The organism is Clavibacter michiganensis (assembly GCF_002151125.1).
Classification (GTDB): domain Bacteria; phylum Actinomycetota; class Actinomycetes; order Actinomycetales; family Microbacteriaceae; genus Clavibacter; species Clavibacter michiganensis_C.
This window is the reverse complement of sequence record NZ_MDJZ01000005.1, coordinates 79383-94669: the sequence shown is the minus strand read 5'-3', so window position 1 is coordinate 94669 and position 15287 is coordinate 79383. Positions and strand designations below refer to the sequence as shown.

Annotated in this window: 17 protein-coding genes; 12 read left to right on the top strand and 5 right to left on the bottom strand. The window is 73.1% G+C overall.

Translation table 11 applies throughout. The features are described 5' to 3' along the window. Positions 1-4 precede the first annotated feature (4 nt). From BFL37_RS03030 to yaaA, 7 genes are all read left to right on the top strand, one after another. Positions 5-571: a F0F1 ATP synthase subunit B gene (locus BFL37_RS03030; RefSeq protein ID WP_086513690.1), complete on the top strand. Its 567-nt coding sequence runs from the start codon at positions 5-7 to the stop codon at positions 569-571. Then, positions 571-1362 carry a F0F1 ATP synthase subunit delta gene (locus BFL37_RS03025; protein WP_086513689.1) on the top strand — a complete coding sequence of 264 codons (792 nt, stop codon included), beginning with the start codon at positions 571-573 and terminating at the stop codon, positions 1360-1362. The genes BFL37_RS03030 and BFL37_RS03025 overlap by 1 nt, the downstream gene beginning before the upstream one ends. Positions 1363-1417: 55 nt before the next feature. Next, a complete protein-coding gene (gene atpA, locus BFL37_RS03020; RefSeq protein WP_086513688.1) occupies positions 1418-3055 on the top strand; it encodes a F0F1 ATP synthase subunit alpha in 1638 nt (545 codons plus the stop codon). A gap of 49 nt (positions 3056-3104) precedes the next feature. After that, a complete protein-coding gene (locus BFL37_RS03015) occupies positions 3105-4004 on the top strand; it encodes a F0F1 ATP synthase subunit gamma (protein ID WP_086513687.1) in 900 nt (299 codons plus the stop codon). 35 nt (positions 4005-4039) lie between these two features. Continuing rightward, complete coding sequence (gene atpD / locus BFL37_RS03010; protein ID WP_086513686.1) at positions 4040-5500, top strand: F0F1 ATP synthase subunit beta; 1461 nt, start codon at positions 4040-4042, stop codon at positions 5498-5500. 1 nt (position 5501) lies between these two features. Further along, a complete protein-coding gene (locus BFL37_RS03005; protein ID WP_012037856.1) occupies positions 5502-5771 on the top strand; it encodes a F0F1 ATP synthase subunit epsilon in 270 nt (89 codons plus the stop codon). A gap of 114 nt (positions 5772-5885) precedes the next feature. Then, positions 5886-6641 carry a peroxide stress protein YaaA gene (yaaA, locus tag BFL37_RS03000; protein ID WP_086513685.1) on the top strand — a complete coding sequence of 252 codons (756 nt, stop codon included), beginning with the start codon at positions 5886-5888 and terminating at the stop codon, positions 6639-6641. Positions 6642-6674: 33 nt separating this feature from the next. On the opposite strand, the gene BFL37_RS02995 is transcribed toward yaaA, so the two are convergent. From BFL37_RS02995 to BFL37_RS02985, 3 genes are all read right to left on the bottom strand, one after another. Further along, on the bottom strand, positions 6675-7268 hold the full coding sequence (locus tag BFL37_RS02995; protein ID WP_086513684.1) for a DNA-3-methyladenine glycosylase I: 594 nt from the start codon (positions 7266-7268) through the stop codon (positions 6675-6677). After that, complete coding sequence (locus BFL37_RS02990; RefSeq protein ID WP_172403727.1) at positions 7265-7930, bottom strand: methylated-DNA--[protein]-cysteine S-methyltransferase; 666 nt, start codon at positions 7928-7930, stop codon at positions 7265-7267. The genes BFL37_RS02995 and BFL37_RS02990 overlap by 4 nt, the downstream gene beginning before the upstream one ends. Positions 7931-8036: 106 nt before the next feature. Continuing rightward, the gene (locus BFL37_RS02985; protein ID WP_086513683.1) at positions 8037-8516 is read right to left on the bottom strand and encodes an Lrp/AsnC family transcriptional regulator; all 480 of its coding nucleotides are present in this window, start codon (positions 8514-8516) and stop codon (positions 8037-8039) included. Positions 8517-8745: 229 nt separating this feature from the next. Between BFL37_RS02985 and BFL37_RS02980 the strand changes: the two genes are divergently transcribed. Together BFL37_RS02980 and BFL37_RS02975 are read left to right on the top strand one after the other, a co-directional pair. After that, complete coding sequence (locus BFL37_RS02980) at positions 8746-9906, top strand: FHA domain-containing protein (protein WP_086513682.1); 1161 nt, start codon at positions 8746-8748, stop codon at positions 9904-9906. Beyond that, on the top strand, positions 9903-10739 hold the full coding sequence (locus BFL37_RS02975; protein WP_086513681.1) for a PP2C family protein-serine/threonine phosphatase: 837 nt from the start codon (positions 9903-9905) through the stop codon (positions 10737-10739). Before BFL37_RS02980 ends, BFL37_RS02975 begins: the two co-directional genes overlap by 4 nt. A 43-nt stretch (positions 10740-10782) precedes the next feature. Here the strand turns inward: BFL37_RS02975 and dapD are convergent, their stop codons facing one another. Further along, positions 10783-11769 carry a 2,3,4,5-tetrahydropyridine-2,6-dicarboxylate N-succinyltransferase gene (gene dapD / locus BFL37_RS02970; RefSeq protein ID WP_086513680.1) on the bottom strand — a complete coding sequence of 329 codons (987 nt, stop codon included), beginning with the start codon at positions 11767-11769 and terminating at the stop codon, positions 10783-10785. A gap of 81 nt (positions 11770-11850) precedes the next feature. On the opposite strand from dapD, the gene dapE reads away from it, so the two are divergent. From dapE to BFL37_RS02955, 3 genes are all read left to right on the top strand, one after another. Continuing rightward, complete coding sequence (dapE, locus tag BFL37_RS02965) at positions 11851-12948, top strand: succinyl-diaminopimelate desuccinylase (protein ID WP_086513997.1); 1098 nt, start codon at positions 11851-11853, stop codon at positions 12946-12948. 137 nt (positions 12949-13085) lie between these two features. Then, the gene (locus BFL37_RS02960) at positions 13086-14177 is read left to right on the top strand and encodes a hypothetical protein (protein WP_241533819.1); all 1092 of its coding nucleotides are present in this window, start codon (positions 13086-13088) and stop codon (positions 14175-14177) included. 144 nt (positions 14178-14321) lie between these two features. After that, positions 14322-14495, top strand: a complete 174-nt coding sequence (locus tag BFL37_RS02955) for a DUF3117 domain-containing protein (RefSeq protein WP_012037866.1) — start codon at positions 14322-14324, stop codon at positions 14493-14495. A 108-nt stretch (positions 14496-14603) separates the two neighbouring features. Here the strand turns inward: BFL37_RS02955 and BFL37_RS02950 are convergent, their stop codons facing one another. Continuing rightward, positions 14604-15236 carry an O-methyltransferase gene (locus BFL37_RS02950; protein ID WP_086513678.1) on the bottom strand — a complete coding sequence of 211 codons (633 nt, stop codon included), beginning with the start codon at positions 15234-15236 and terminating at the stop codon, positions 14604-14606. Positions 15237-15287: the final 51 nt, after the last annotated feature.

Below are 15287 nucleotides of genomic sequence, written 5' to 3'. Positions count from 1 at the left end.
GCACATGCTCACGCCCCACAACGTGATGGCGGCAGGTGAAGAAGCGCCGAGCATCCTCCTACCCGCGGTCTACGACATCGTGTGGTCGGCGGTCGTGTTCGTCGTCCTCCTGGTCGTCATCTGGAAGTACGCGCTCCCGCGCGTCTACGCCATGCTCGACGGTCGCACCGAGGCCATCGCCGGCGGCATCGAGAAGGCCGAGCGCGCGCAGGCGGAAGCCGACGCCGCGAAGGCCGAGCTCACCGCGCAGCTCGCCGAGGCCCGTGCCGAGGCCGGCCGCATCCGCGACCAGGCCCGCGTCGACGCCACGGCGATCGCCGCGGAGATCAAGGAGCAGGCCACGGCCGACGCCGCCCGGATCACCGCGAGCGCGCAGCAGCAGATCGAGGCCGAGCGCCAGCAGGCGGTCGTCTCGCTCCGCTCCGAGGTCGGATCGCTCGCGATCGACCTCGCGTCGGGCGTCATCGGCCAGAGCCTCACGGACGACCAGCGCTCCACCGCGCTCGTCGACCGGTTCCTCGCCGACCTGGAGGCCAGCGAGACCGCCGGCAGGACGGGATCCGCCAGCTGATGGGCAGTGCATCGCGCGCATCGCTGGACACGGCACGCCGCGTCCTCGCGGAGCTCGGGGGCGTCGACCTGTCGACGGCCGGTCAGCTCCTCGGAGCCGGCCGTGCCATCGGCGGATCCACGCACCTGCTCTCCGCGCTGGCGGACACCGGCATCGCGCCCGAGGTCAAGCACAGCATCGTGGACCGCGTCTTCGGCGCCACCGTGCAGGAGCCGGCGCTCCGCGTCCTCCGCGCGGTAGTCGACGGCCGCTGGTCGTCGCACGACGAGCTGCTGGCCGGCGTCGAGGAGCTCGGCATCCGCGCCGTGGCGATCTCGGCGCCTGCGGGCACGCCCGTCGAGTCGGAGCTGTTCACGTTCGGCCGGGCCGTGTCCGCCGACGACGGCCTCGAGCTCGCCTTCGGCGACAAGCTGGGCGACCCCGAGGCCAAGTCGACGCTCGTCCACCGTCTCCTCGACGGCCGGGCATCGGAGCAGACCGTCGTCATCGTCGAGCAGCTCGTGCAGCAGCCCCGCGGCCGCCGCATCGGCGAGCTCGTCCGTCACGCCGCCACCCTCGTGGCCGACCAGGCGGGCCTCACCATCGCCACGGTCAGCGTCGCCTCACCCCTGTCGCCCGAGCAGTCGGAGCGGCTCGCGCAGGCACTGAGCCGCCGGTACTCCCGGCGGGTCGAGCTGAACCAGGTCGTGGACCGCGACCTCGTCGGCGGCCTCCGCGTCCAGATCGGCGACGACGTCATCGACGGCAGCGTCGCCACCAGGATCAACGATTTGAGACTCCAGTTCGCCTGACCGGCGGGCGTCACCTCGGGAGCCGTCCGCTCTCGTGAATGCAAAGGGAAAGAAGATGGCAGAACTTTCGATCAGCCCCGACGAGATCCGGGACGCGCTCAAGGACTTCGTGCAGTCCTACGAGCCCGGCAAGGCCTCGACCACCGAGGTCGGCTACGTGCTCGACGCGGGCGACGGAATCGCCCACGTGCAGGGCCTGCCCGGCGTCATGGCCAACGAGCTCATCACGTTCGCCGACGGGACCCTGGGCCTCGCCCAGAACCTGGAGGAGAGCGAGATCGGCGTCATCGTGCTCGGCGAGTTCGCCGGCATCGAGGAGGGCATGGAGGTGCGCCGCACCGGCGAGGTGCTCTCCGTCCCCGTCGGCGACGGCTACCTCGGCCGCGTCGTGGACCCGCTGGGGAACCCCATCGACGGCCAGGGCGAGATCGCCTCCGAGGGCCGCCGCGCCCTCGAGCTCCAGGCGCCCGGCGTCATGCAGCGCAAGAGCGTGCACGAGCCCATGCAGACCGGCATCAAGGCCATCGACGCCATGATCCCGATCGGCCGCGGCCAGCGCCAGCTCATCATCGGCGACCGCCAGACCGGCAAGACGGCCATCGCGATCGACACGATCATCAACCAGAAGGCCAACTGGGAGTCCGGCGACACGAACAAGCAGGTGCGCTGCATCTACGTCGCCATCGGCCAGAAGGGCTCGACCATCGCCTCGGTGAAGGGCGCCCTCGAGGAGGCCGGCGCCATGGAGTACACGACCATCGTCGCGTCCCCCGCGTCCGACCCCGCCGGCTTCAAGTACCTGGCGCCCTACACCGGCTCGGCCATCGGCCAGCACTGGATGTACGGCGGCAAGCACGTCCTCATCATCTTCGACGACCTGTCCAAGCAGGCCGAGGCCTACCGCGCCGTCTCGCTCCTCCTGCGCCGCCCGCCGGGACGCGAGGCGTACCCCGGCGACGTGTTCTACCTGCACTCCCGCCTGCTCGAGCGCTGCGCGAAGCTCTCGGACGAGCTGGGCGCCGGATCGATGACGGGCCTGCCCATCATCGAGACGAAGGCGAACGACGTCTCGGCGTACATCCCCACCAACGTGATCTCGATCACCGACGGCCAGATCTTCCTCCAGTCGGACCTGTTCAACGCGAACCAGCGTCCCGCGGTGGACGTCGGCATCTCGGTGTCCCGCGTCGGCGGCGACGCCCAGGTCAAGAGCATCAAGAAGGTCTCCGGCACGCTCAAGCTCGAGCTCGCGCAGTACCGCTCGCTCGAGGCGTTCGCGATCTTCGCGTCCGACCTCGACGCGGCCAGCCGTCGCCAGCTCGCCCGCGGCGCGCGCCTCACCGAGCTGCTCAAGCAGCCCCAGTACTCGCCGTTCCCCATCGAGGAGCAGGTCGTCTCGATCTGGGCGGGCACGAAGGGCAAGCTCGACGAGGTGCCCGTCGAGGACATCCTCCGCTTCGAGCGGGAGCTGCTCGACCACCTCCACCGCAACACGGAGGTCCTGTCGCAGCTGAAGGAGAAGAACGTCCTCACCGACGACATCACCGACGCGCTCGACAAGGCCGTGGACCGGTTCAAGCTCGAGTTCCAGACGGGTGAGGGCAAGCCGCTCGCGTCCGTAGGATCCGAGAAGTTCGAGCCCGCCAAGGCCGAGGACGTCAACCAGGAGCAGATCGTCAAGGGCAAGCGCTGACGCGCTCGCCCCACCGATCCGCCACCGACCGAGACCGATAGGGAGACTCATGGGAGCGCAACTCCGGGTCTACACGCAGAAGATCAAGTCCGCGCAGACGACCAAGAAGATCACCCGCGCGATGGAGCTGATCTCCGCGTCGCGCATCCAGAAGGCGCAGCAGCGGATGGCGGCGTCCGCGCCGTACTCCCGCGCCGTGACGCGCGCGGTCTCGGCGGTGGCGACGTTCTCCAACGTCGACCACATCCTCACGACCGAGCCCGAGAAGGTGGAGCGGGCGGCGATCGTCATCTTCGCCTCCGACCGCGGCCTCGCCGGCGCGTTCAGCTCCAGCGTCCTGAAGGAGTCGGAGCAGCTCGCCGAGCTCCTCCGCTCGCAGGGCAAGGACATCGTGTACTACCTGGTGGGCCGCAAGTCCGTCGGGTACTTCAAGTTCCGCAAGCGCTCCTCGGAGCGCATCTGGACCGGCAGCACGGAGAAGCCCGAGTTCGAGACCGCGAAGTCCATCGGCGACGCGCTCGTCGAGAAGTTCGTGACCCCGGCGTCGGAGGGCGGCGTGGACGAGATCCACATCGTCTTCAACCGCTTCGTGTCGATCGCGACGCAGAAGCCCGAGGTCGTCCGGCTGCTGCCGCTCGAGGTCGTCGAGGGGGTGGAGGCCCCCGGCGAGGGCGCCGTCCTGCCGCTCTACGAGTTCGAGCCCGAGGTGGGCGACGTGCTGGACGCGCTGCTGCCCGTCTACATCGAGAGCCGCATCTTCAACGCGATGCTCCAGTCGGCCGCCTCCGAGCACGCCGCGCGCCAGAAGGCCATGAAGTCGGCGAGCGACAACGCCGACAAGCTCGTGACCACCTACACGCGGCTGCGGAACAACGCGCGCCAGACCGAGATCACGCAGCAGATCTCCGAGATCGTCGGCGGCGCGGACGCGCTCGCCTCCAGCAAGTAACTCCCACGCTCCACGAATGAAGAAGAGAGACATCAATGACTGACACCGCCACTGCGCCGGTCGCCAGCGACAGCGTGGCCGGCGTCGGACGCATCGTCCGCGTCACCGGCCCGGTCGTGGACATCGAGTTCCCGCACGACTCGATCCCCCCGGTCTACAACGCCCTGAAGACCACGATCACGATCGGCGAGGAGTCGACGGAGATCACGCTCGAGATCGCGCTGCACCTCGGCGACGACGTCGTCCGCGCCATCGCGCTGAAGCCCACGGACGGACTCGTCCGCGGCCAGGAGGTGCGCGACACGGGCGCCGCCATCTCGGTGCCCGTCGGCGACATCACCAAGGGCAAGGTCTTCAACGTCACCGGCGACATCCTCAACAACGAGGGCGGCGAGGCGATCGAGATCACCGAGCGCTGGCCCATCCACCGCAAGCCCCCGATGTTCGACCAGCTCGAGTCCAAGACGCAGCTGTTCGAGACCGGCATCAAGGTCATCGACCTCCTCACCCCGTACGTGCAGGGCGGCAAGATCGGCCTGTTCGGCGGCGCGGGCGTCGGCAAGACCGTCCTCATCCAGGAGATGATCCAGCGCGTCGCGCAGGACCACGGCGGCGTGTCCGTGTTCGCGGGCGTCGGCGAGCGCACCCGTGAGGGCAACGACCTCATCATGGAGATGGAGGAGGCCGGCGTCTTCGACAAGACCGCGTTGGTCTTCGGCCAGATGGACGAGCCGCCGGGAACGCGCCTGCGCGTCGCCCTGTCCGCGCTCACGATGGCGGAGTACTTCCGCGACGTGAAGAACCAGGACGTGCTGCTCTTCATCGACAACATCTTCCGCTTCACGCAGGCCGGCTCCGAGGTCTCCACGCTGCTCGGCCGCATGCCGTCCGCGGTGGGCTACCAGCCGAACCTCGCGGACGAGATGGGCGTGCTCCAGGAGCGCATCACGTCGACCCGCGGCCACAGCATCACGTCGCTGCAGGCCATCTACGTCCCCGCGGACGACTACACCGACCCGGCACCGGCCACCACGTTCGCGCACCTCGACGCGACCACGGAGCTCAGCCGCGAGATCGCCTCGCGCGGTCTCTATCCGGCCGTCGACCCGCTGACGTCCACCAGCCGCATCCTCGACCCGCGGTACCTGGGCCAGGCGCACTACGACACGGCCACCCGCGTCAAGGCGATCCTGCAGAAGAACAAGGAGCTCCAGGAGATCATCGCGATCCTCGGCGTCGACGAGCTCTCCGAGGAGGACAAGGTCACGGTCTCCCGTGCCCGCCGCATCCAGCAGTTCCTCTCGCAGAACACGTACATGGCGAAGAAGTTCACGGGCGTCGAGGGCTCCACGGTGCCGCTGAAGAACACCATCGAGTCCTTCTCGAAGATCGCGGACGGCGAGTACGACCACGTCGCCGAGCAGGCGTTCTTCAACGTCGGCGACCTCGACGACGTCGACCGCCGCTGGTCCGAGATCCAGAAGGAGAACGGCTGACATGGCCCGCGCTGATCTCACGGTGACCGTGGTCTCGGCCGACCAGCAGGTCTGGTCGGGCCAGGCGTCCATGGTCGTCGCGCGCACCAGCGAGGGCGAGATCGGCATCCTCGCCGGTCACGAGCCGCTCCTGGCGATCCTCGCGACCGGCAACGTCCGCATCACGCAGGACGGCGGCGCCGTGATCACGGCCGATGCCGACGAGGGCTTCCTCTCGGTGGAGAACGACAACGTGACCGTGGTCGCGCGCAAGGCCGCACTGGTCGCGTAGCGTCTCACGTCCCACGTCAGACGGCGGGCGGTCCCCTCGGGGGCCGCCCGCCGTCGTGCGTCCCGGTGCCCGTCCCCGTCCGTCCCACCCGCCCCGCCCGTTCCTGGAGGTCCCGTGCTCGTCCTGCTGCCCCCGTCCGAGACGAAGCGCGACGGCGGGACGGAGGGTTCGCGACTCGACCTCGACCTGCTGGCGTTCCCCGAGCTGACGGGCGAGCGGCGCACCATCGTCCGCGCCGTCGCCGACCTCGCCCGCGACCCCGAGGCCGCGGTTCGCGCGCTCAAGCTCGGACCCCGTCAGGCGGGGGAGGTGGAGCGGAACCGGGTGCTCGAGACCTCGCCGACCATGCCGGCGCTCCTGCGCTACACGGGCGTGCTCTACGACCCGATCGGGGCCGCCGCCCTGGACGCCACGCAGCTCGCCTTCGCCGGCCGTCACGTGGCCGTCCACTCGGCGCTCCTCGGGCCCGTGCGGGCGACGGATCCCATCCCCGCCTACCGGCTCTCGCACGACAGCCGACTGCCGAGCCTCCGCATGAAGGCGCACTGGGTCGCCTCGGTCCGCCGCACGCTCGAGGGGATCCCCGGCCTGGTGCTCGACCTCCGCTCCGAGGGGTACGCCGCCCTCGGGCCGCGGCCCGGCCATGAGGACTCGGTCGCGGTGCGCGTCGTCGCCCGAGGCGCGGACGGCGCGGTGCGCGCGCTCAACCACTTCAACAAGCGGGCGAAGGGCGAGCTGGTGCGGGAGCTGATCCTCTCCGGCCGCGACCTCGCGTCCGTGGCCGAGCTGCTCGACTGGGCCGAGGGCGCCGGCGTCGAGCTGAGGCGCGGGGAGCACGGCGAGCTCGTCCTGGTTGCGCAGCAGCACTGAGGGGTCGGCGGCGGCGGAGCCGGATCGCGCGCGTCAGACGGCCCGGTGGCAGCCGACGACGTGGTCGTCGACGAGGCCCGAGGACTGCATCAGCGCGTAGACGGTGGTGGGGCCCACGAACCGGAGGCCGTGCCCCTTGAGCTCACGGCTGAGCGCGGTGGACGCGCCGGTGACGGCCGGGATGTCGTCGGCCGTGGCCGGGCGGGGGCGCACCAGGGGATCCGCGGCGTGGGCCCAGACCAAGCGATCGAGGGCGCCGTCGCCGTGCTCGTCGAGGAGCGCGCGCACCGCGCGCGCGTTGCCGGCGGCGGCGAGGATCTTGGCGCGGTTGCGGATGATGCCCGCGTCGCCCATGAGCCGCTCGACGTCCTCCTCGTCCATGGCGGCGACCGCGTCGATGTCGAAGCCGTGGAAGACCTCCCGGAAGCGCGGGCGCTTGCGGAGGATGGTGATCCACGACAGCCCGGCCTGGAAGCCCTCCAGGCACAGCTTCTCGAAGAGCGGCCGGTCGCCGTGCAGCGGGCGGCCCCACTCCTCGTCGTGGTACCTGCGGTACTCCGGGTCGGCGGCGGACCAGGCGCAGCGCGCGAGGCCGTCCTCGCCGGCCGTGAGCGAGACCCGCGTCACGAGAGCACCGAGCCCTCGAGCGCCAGCAGGCGGACCTTGGTGGCGACCCCGTCTCCCGCGCTGAAGCCCGTGACCCGACCGTCCGCGCCGAGCACGCGATGGCACGGGACGAGGATGCAGAGCCGGTTGGCCCCGACGGCTCCTCCGACTGCCCGCGCGCCGCCGGGGCGGCCGGCTGCCTGCGCGAGGGCGCCGTACGTGGTGACGCCGCCGTGGGGGATCCGTGCGAGTGCCTGCCAGATCGCGACCTGGAACGGCGTCCCCACCAGCCGGACCGGGACGTCGAACGACGCGCGGCGACCGGCGAAGTACTCGTCCAGCTGTCGTGCGGCCTCCGTGAGCACGGGGCTCGGCCGGTCGTCGAGGTGGTCGAGGGGGAGGACGCCCGCGGTCGCGATCGAGAGCGCCACGAGCTCGCCGCCCTCGGCGACGAGCTCCAGCCGGCCCACGGGCGATGGCACGCGGAGTAGCGCGGCGCCGTCGGGCAGGTGGCCCGCCGCGGGAGGGAGGGGACGGCGCGGGTCGGGCGCCGGCGTCGGGTCGGTCTCGGGAGCGGGAGCGGTCTCGGGAGCGGCGGGGGAGGGGGAGCCGGTGCGGCGGGTGCGAGCCAGGGTGCCCGGCCGGCGCGCAGGGGCGACGGCGGCAGCGGAGGTGGGGATCATGCGGCGAACGTACGGCGGCACGTGCACGCGGCGCCCGACGCGGCCCGGTCGGGGGAGGGGCGGCGCGGGGAGCGTTCGGGGGAGGGGGCGGGGGATCCCGTCGCCGTCACCGGGAGCGCCCGTGCCCGTCCTGCGTGTGGACCTTGAGGTACACGAACGTCTCCGTGCTCACGACGCCGTCCAGCGCGCGGATGCGGGCGTTCAGCAGCTCGACGAGCTCCTCGTCGTCCTCGCAGACCACCTCGGCCAGGAGGTCGAAGGTGCCCGCCGTCATCACCACGTAGTCCACCGCGGGGATGTCGGCCAGCGCGTCGGCGACCAGGCGCACGTCGCCGCTCACGGTGACGCCGATCATGGCCTGCCGGGTGAGCCCGAGCTGCTGCGGATCCGTGAGCGCGACGATGCGGATCACGCCCGCGTCGGTGAGCTTCTGCACGCGCTGTCGGACGGCGGCCTCGCTGAGCCCGACCGCCTTGCCGATCTCGGCGTAGGAGCGGCGGCCGTCCTCCCGCAGCTGCTCGACGATGGAGCGGGAGATCGCGTCGACGGGGAGCCCGCGGGCGGAGGGGCGCTGCGACGTGCTCATCGTCCGAGCATGGCAGTCCGGCGGGTGCCGGGCAACCGGATCCGAGGCCCGGGCCCACGCCGACCGCCCGGATGCCCCTCCGCGGGATCCGGCCGTGCCGCGCTCCGACGACGGCGCACCCCTCGGCCGGGGCACGTCCGCGATATAGGATCCATGTCAGCGCGTCCGGCCGCCCGAGGCCCGGCGCCGACCGCCCGACCGGGCGCCGACCCTCGATGGAGCCGATGACGTGAGCGAGGGCTCCCACCGTTCGTCTCCCTCCGGCGCGGCGTCCGCCGGCATCGCGGTGGTGACGCCGCACGCGGTCGCGCTCCTGCCGGCGGGCGCGCCCGCGCGCGTCGTGGAGGACCTCTGGCGGGCCCTCGCGGATCCGGCCGTCACGGCCGAGGCGATCGTGGCGGCCCTGCCGCTGCGGGGCCCGGACGAGATCGCCTCGTTCGCCGTGCTCGTGCACGAGGCCGGCGGGCCGGACGGCGTGCGCCTGCAGGTCGTGCTGCGCGGCGACGCCGTGGTCGACGCCGACGTGGACGGCGACGCGGACCCGCGCCGGGTCGACGCTCGCGGCACGCAGCCCTTCTACCTGGCGACGCTCGACCGGGTGCGGGCCTACCGTGCCGGGCGAGGCGATGTCGCGGGGATCCCGACCGCGGGCGGGCTGCCGCTGACGGCGGGGGCCGTCGCCGCGGATGCCGTGCAGTGGCGCCGGGACGTGCGGGGTGCGGGCACCGGCACGGCGGACGCGGACCGCGACGGCGTCCCGTCCTCGGCGCAGGTCGCCTCGACGCACGTCGCCTCCGCGCCGCCCGTCGATCCGGGCCTCCTCGCCACCGTCCTCGACGGGCCCGCGGACGCGGTGGCGCCGACGGCGGACCCCGGCGCCGCTCACGCCGCCCCCGACGCCCCCGACGCCGGATCCGACGCCGACGTGTCCCGCGGGCGCTCCGCCGGCATCCCCACGGTCGCGATGCCCACGGTCCCCGAGGCGGACGCGGAGGTGCCCCTCATCGTCCACGCCGTCCGCATCGTGCGCGAGGGCGTGCCGCACGTCGTCGACGCCGACTCGGACGCCGCCGACCCGCACCGGATCCCGCTCGACGCGCCCGTCATCATCGGCCGCCGACCGCGCCCGCCGCGCGTCGTCCGGGGCGTGGCGCCGCGCCTGGTGGCGGTGCCCTCCCCGCTCGGCGAGATCTCCGGCACGCACGTCGCGGTGCGGCAGGACTCCGGCGTGATCGTGGTGACCGACCTCGACTCCACGAACGGCACCGTCGTGCTCGCGCCCGGCGCCGAGCGCCTCGCGCTCCGGCCGGGGGAGTCGCTCGTGGTCGTCCCCGGCACCCGCGTCGACATCGGCGACGGCGTCGTCCTCGAGATCCTGTCCGCCCGATGACCGCCATCGGAGAGGACGTCGCGGAGACCTCCCTCGACCTGCCGGACGGCCGCACGCTCGTCCTCGGCTGGGCGTCGATGACGGACCGGGGCCTCCGTCGGGACCACAACGAGGACAGCGTGCTCGCCGCCGTGCCGTACTTCGCCGTCGCCGACGGGATGGGCGGGCACGCGGCCGGCGACGTGGCGAGCGACGCCGTGATCCGCCGCCTGGCCGAGGAGCAGGAGCGCGCCGAGTCCGGCTTCGCGGATCCCGAGGGCGTGGAGCCGGCGCTCGACCTGGCCGTCGGCGACATCCGCGAGGAGACCGGCGACCTCGAGCTGCACGCGGGCACGACCGTCACGGGCGCGTGCCTCACCCTCGTCTCCGACCGTCCGTACTGGGCCGTCTTCAACGTCGGCGACTCGCGGGTGTACCAGCTGCGCGGCGACGTGCTCGAGCAGGTCACGGTCGACCACTCCGTCGTGCAGGAGATGGTGGACGCGGGCCGCATCACGCGGGCGCAGGCCGACCGGCACCCGGACGGCAACATCATCACGCGGGCCGTGGGCGTGGGCGACGCGTCCGAGGCGGACTACTGGCTGCTCCCCGTGACCGCGCGGCTGCGGCTGCTGGTCTGCTCGGACGGGCTCACGAAGGAGCTGGCCGACGCGGAGATCCGCGGGCACCTGCTGCGCGCCGACGACGCGGCGACGGCCGTGCGCGACCTCGTGGTGCACGCGCTGCAGAACGGCGGGCGGGACAACGTGACGGCGGTCGTGGTCGACGTGCTGCGGATCGATCCGCCCGCCGCCGCGCCCGCGTCACCGCGCCGCCTCGGGCTGCGGCGCTGACCGGACCCCGTCCGGCCGTGCGCCGCGCGACGACGCCCCGCCGCTACGCGTGCAGCGCGTCGTTGAGGATCGACCCGCCGCCGCGCCGCGGGACGGCCTCGACGGCGCCCGTGAGCGAGTTGCGGCGGAACAGGATCCCCGCCCGCCCGGACAGCTCGACGGCCTTCACCTGCGGCACGGTGCCGTCGGGGCCGGGCGCCTCGCCCGCGAGCCGGACCTTGGTGCCCGCGGTCACGTAGAGCCCGGCCTCCACGACGCTGTCGTCGCCGATCGAGATGCCGACGCCCGAATTCGCCCCGAGGAGCGCCCGCTCGCCGATCGCGACGCGCTCCGTGCCGCCGCCGGAGAGCGTGCCCATGATGGACGCGCCGCCGCCGACGTCCGAGCCGTCGCCGACGACGACGCCCTGCGAGATCCGCCCCTCGACCATGGACGAGCCGAGCGTGCCGGCGTTGAAGTTGACGAAGCCCTCGTGCATCACGGTCGTGCCGGGCGCGAGGTGCGCGCCGAGGCGCACGCGCGAGGCGTCGGCGATGCGGACGCGGTCGGGCGTGACGTAGTCGAGCAGCCGCGGGAACTTGTCCACCCCGTGCGCGGCGATGCCCGCGCGCTGCAGCGACGGCCGGAGCCGGTCGAAGTCGTCCGGGTGCACGGCGCCGGCGTTGGTCCACACGACGATGGGGAGGTGGCCGAAGATCCCGTCGAGCGAGATCGTGTTCGGCGCCACGAGCAGGTGGCTGAGCAGGTGCAGGCGGAGGTACGCGTCGGGCGTCGAGGCCGGCGGGGCCTGCAGGTCGATCTCCACGGTCACGATGTCGACGGTCACCCCGCGGCGCGGGTCGGCGACCGCGAGCTCCTCGATCCAGGCCGGCGCGATCCAGCGGTCGCGGCCCGCGGGCAGGGACCCGAGCTCGGGCGCCGGGAACCAGGTGTCGAGCACGGTGCCGTCGGAGGCGACGGTCGCGAGGCCGTAGCCCCACGCGGATCCGGAGGCGGGCACGGCGGACGAGGGCGAAGCGGGGGAGGCCATGCGGCCAGCGTACCGATCGGCGCGCGTCCTCCCCGGGTCCTCCCCAGGAGCGCGTCCCGCCCCCGACCTAGGATGATCCGCATGCCGACCGAGACGCCCGCCGTGCCCGTGCTCGACCTCGCCGCGGGGAGCGTGGCGGTCACCCGCGCCATCTGCGACATCGAGTCGGTCTCCGGCGACGAGCAGACCCTCGCCGACGCCATCGAGCGGGCGCTCGCCGGCTGCGCGCACCTCGAGCTGGTCCGCGACGGCGACGCGGTCGTCGCCCGCACGCACCTCGGCCGCGACCGTCGCGTCGTCATCGCGGGCCACATCGACACCGTGCCCCTCAACCGCAACCTGCCCACGCGCACCGAGCACGAGGACGGCGTCGAGTACCTCTGGGGCCGCGGCACCGTCGACATGAAGGCGGGCGTCGCGGTGCAGCTCGTGCTCGCGGCCGAGCTCGCGGATCCCGCCTACGACATCACCTGGATCTGGTACGACCACGAGGAGGTGTCCGACAGCCTCAACGGCCTCGGCCGCCTGGCTCGCACGCGTCCCGAGCTGCTCGAGGGCGACTTCGCGATCCTCGGCGAGCCGACGCGGGCGGAGATCGAGGGCGGCTGCAACGGCAACCTCCGCGTCGAGGTCCGCGCGTTCGGGAAGCGGTCGCACTCGGCGCGCTCCTGGGTCGGCGAGAACGCCATCCACCGCATCGCGCCCGTGCTCGGCACGCTCGCCGCCTACGAGGCGCGCGAGGTCGAGGTCGACGGGCTCGTCTACCGCGAGGGCCTCAACGCCGTCGGCGTCTCCGGCGGCATCGCGGGCAACGTCATCCCCGACGAGGCGATGGTGCACGTCAACTACCGCTTCGCCCCGAGCCGGTCGGGAGCCGAGGCCGTCGAGCACGTCACGAGCCTGTTCCCGGGCTTCGAGGTCACCGTCGTGGACCTCGCGGAGGGCGCGCGTCCGGGGCTCGACGCCGAGATCGCGCAGCCGTTCCTCGCGGCGGTCGGCGGCGAGGCGCGCCCCAAGTACGGCTGGACCGACGTGGCCCGCTTCAGCGCGCTCGGGGTCCCGGCCGTCAACTACGGTCCCGGGGATCCGCTCCTCGCCCACCACGACGACGAGCGCGTGGACGTCGCCCAGATCGTCTCCTGCGAGCGCGGCCTGCGGGCGTGGCTGACGGCGCGCTGACCCGGACGGCCGGGCGGCCCCGGGGCGCGTCGGAGTCGGAGGCCGGACCCCGGGCCGCGGGCCCCCGCTCGCGCTGGCCGTGGTGGGCGGGCGTCCTATCGGTGTACGCCGCGTCGCGCGTCCTCACCTCCGTCCTGATGCTGCTCGCCGCGCGGACCCAGATCGCGTCGCCCTGGGGTCCCGCGTCCCCGTCGCTCCTGCGGTTCTCGACGTTCTGGGACACCGGCTGGTACCGCACGATCCTCCTGCACGGATACCCGGAGGTCCTCCCCGTCGACGACGCCGGGCACGTGCAGCCGAACGCGTGGGCGTTCATGCCCGTCTACCCGGCCGTCGTCCGCGTCGTCGAGGCGGTCACGGGGGCGTCGTTCGAGCAGGCGGCCGTCGGCGTGTCCGTGATCGCGGGCGCGGGCGCGGTGCTCGTGCTGCACCGGCTGCTGTCGCGCTTCCTGCCCGCGTCCGCCGTGATGACCGCCGTCGTCCTCGTCTGCGTGGCCCCGCTGTCGCCCCTGTTCCAGATCGGGTACGCCGAGAGCCTGTCGACGCTCGTCCTCCTCACGGCGCTCCTGCTGCTCGTCGACCGGCGCTACGGCGCGCTCGTCCCCGTCGTCGTGGTCCTCGCGTTCACGCGCCCGCTCGGCGCGGCGTTCGCCTTCGCGCTCGTGCTACACGGCATCCACCGGCTGCGGACCGCGGACGCCGACCCGTTCCCCGGGTCCGAGCGCCTCCGCGTCGCGACCGCGGCGGTCGCCGCCGGCGCGGCCGCGCTCGCCTGGCCGGCCATCGCGTGGATCCGCACCGGCTCGCCCACGGCGTACACCGACACCGAGCTCGCGTGGCGGTCGGGCTACACGGGCTTCCGCCACCTGATCCCCTTCGAGCCGTGGTTCGACGGCGCGGCGTTCTGGGTCGGCGGGCCGGCGGGCGTCGTCGCCGTGGTCCTCGTGGTCGTCGCCTTCGGCGGCATGCTGCTGCTCCCGGCGGTCCGGGCCCTCGGCACCGACCTCCGCATCTGGATCCTCGCGTACGGGGTGTACCTCCTCGCCGTGTTCTTCCCGCAGTCGAGCCTCTTCCGGCTGCTGCTGCCGATGATCCCGCTGGCCGGCGCCCTCGCCCTGCCGCGCTCGCGCGCCTACCGCGTCGCCCTCGTGCTCGCCGCCGTCGCCGGGCAGTGGATCTGGATCGACGTGATCTGGCGCATGACGACCGCCGACTGGACGCCGCCGTGACCCTCGCCGCGCCCCCGTCCGGGGCTCGCACGCACCCCCTCCCCACCGTCCCCGGCCCACCCGCCGCGTAGCACGGAGCCGGGCGTTCATCGAGGGGCGTGTCCATGCGGGATAATGGATGCACATCCACGAAAGGGGAGCCGAATGGCAGCCATGAAGCCCAGGACCGGCGACGGACCGATGGAGGCCGTGAAGGAGGGCAGGCTCATCATCGTGCGCGTGCCCTTGGAGGGAGGCGGACGACTCGTCGTCTCCGTCAACGACGCCGAAGCGAAGGAGCTTCACGACGCCCTCGCCGCGGTGACCAGCGCGAGCTAGTCGAGACCGCATCGCGCGACACCGCCCGCCCCGTCGACGACGGGGCGGGCGGTGCTATCGGTGCGGTGTGTCCGGGTGGAGGAACTCCGGACGTGCGGACCCCGCCGGTCAGCGTCCGGTCTTGGCGATCTGCAGCAGGCCGTCGCCCGCGGGCGAGAGCGACGCCACCACGGCCCCCGAGCCCGCCGTCTCCTGCACGAGCGTGCGGAAGGCGGCCGTCTGCGCGTCGCGCGCCGCCGGGTTCTGCACGCGTCCGCGCCACAGGGCGTGGGGCACGAGCACCAGCCCGCCGGTGCGCGCGAGGCGCAGTCCGTGCTCGACGTACTCGATGACCTGGGCCGCGTCGGCGTCCACGAGCACGAGGTCGTAGCTGGCGTCGCTCATGCGCGGCAGCACGTCGAGCGCGCGTCCCGTGATGAGCCGCACGCGGTTGGCGGGCACCTCCGCGTCCGCGAGGATCTCGCGCGCGGCCTGCTGGTGGTCGAACTCGACGTCGATGCTGGTGAGCACCGCCCGCGGCGCACCGCGGAAGATGCAGAGCCCGGAGACGCCGGCGCCCGTGCCGATCTCGATGACGCTGGTGGCGCGCGTCGCGGCGGCGAGGAGCGAGAGCTGCGCGCCGACGGCGGGGGAGACGGCCTCGATGCCGAGCTCGCGGGAGTGCTGGCGCGCCAGGGCGATGTGCTCGTCCTCCACGACGACGTCCTCGGCGAACTTCCACCCGGTCTCCTGGTCGGACACGCGGCACCTCCCTCTTCCGGGTCCCCAGGGTATCGGCCCGGCGGCGCCCGC

Excerpts from the sequence above, each read along its gene's own strand:
- atpA (WP_086513688.1), top strand. The coding sequence starts at position 1,418 with ATGGCAGAACTTTCGATCAGCCCCGACGAGATCCGGGACGCGCTCAAG.
- dapE (WP_086513997.1), top strand. The coding sequence starts at position 11,851 with ATGCCGACCGAGACGCCCGCCGTGCCCGTGCTCGACCTCGCCGCGGGG.
- atpD (WP_086513686.1), top strand. The coding sequence starts at position 4,040 with ATGACTGACACCGCCACTGCGCCGGTCGCCAGCGACAGCGTGGCCGGC.
- BFL37_RS03025 (WP_086513689.1), top strand. The coding sequence starts at position 571 with ATGGGCAGTGCATCGCGCGCATCGCTGGACACGGCACGCCGCGTCCTC.
- BFL37_RS02955 (WP_012037866.1), top strand. The coding sequence starts at position 14,322 with ATGGCAGCCATGAAGCCCAGGACCGGCGACGGACCGATGGAGGCCGTG.
- BFL37_RS02960 (WP_241533819.1), top strand. The coding sequence starts at position 13,086 with ATGCTGCTCGCCGCGCGGACCCAGATCGCGTCGCCCTGGGGTCCCGCG.
- BFL37_RS03015 (WP_086513687.1), top strand. The coding sequence starts at position 3,105 with ATGGGAGCGCAACTCCGGGTCTACACGCAGAAGATCAAGTCCGCGCAG.
- BFL37_RS02975 (WP_086513681.1), top strand. The coding sequence starts at position 9,903 with ATGACCGCCATCGGAGAGGACGTCGCGGAGACCTCCCTCGACCTGCCG.
- BFL37_RS02990 (WP_172403727.1), bottom strand. The coding sequence starts at position 7,930 with ATGATCCCCACCTCCGCTGCCGCCGTCGCCCCTGCGCGCCGGCCGGGC.
- BFL37_RS03030 (WP_086513690.1), top strand. The coding sequence starts at position 5 with ATGCTCACGCCCCACAACGTGATGGCGGCAGGTGAAGAAGCGCCGAGC.
- dapD (WP_086513680.1), bottom strand. The coding sequence starts at position 11,769 with ATGGCCTCCCCCGCTTCGCCCTCGTCCGCCGTGCCCGCCTCCGGATCC.
- BFL37_RS03005 (WP_012037856.1), top strand. The coding sequence starts at position 5,502 with ATGGCCCGCGCTGATCTCACGGTGACCGTGGTCTCGGCCGACCAGCAG.
- BFL37_RS02985 (WP_086513683.1), bottom strand. The coding sequence starts at position 8,516 with ATGAGCACGTCGCAGCGCCCCTCCGCCCGCGGGCTCCCCGTCGACGCG.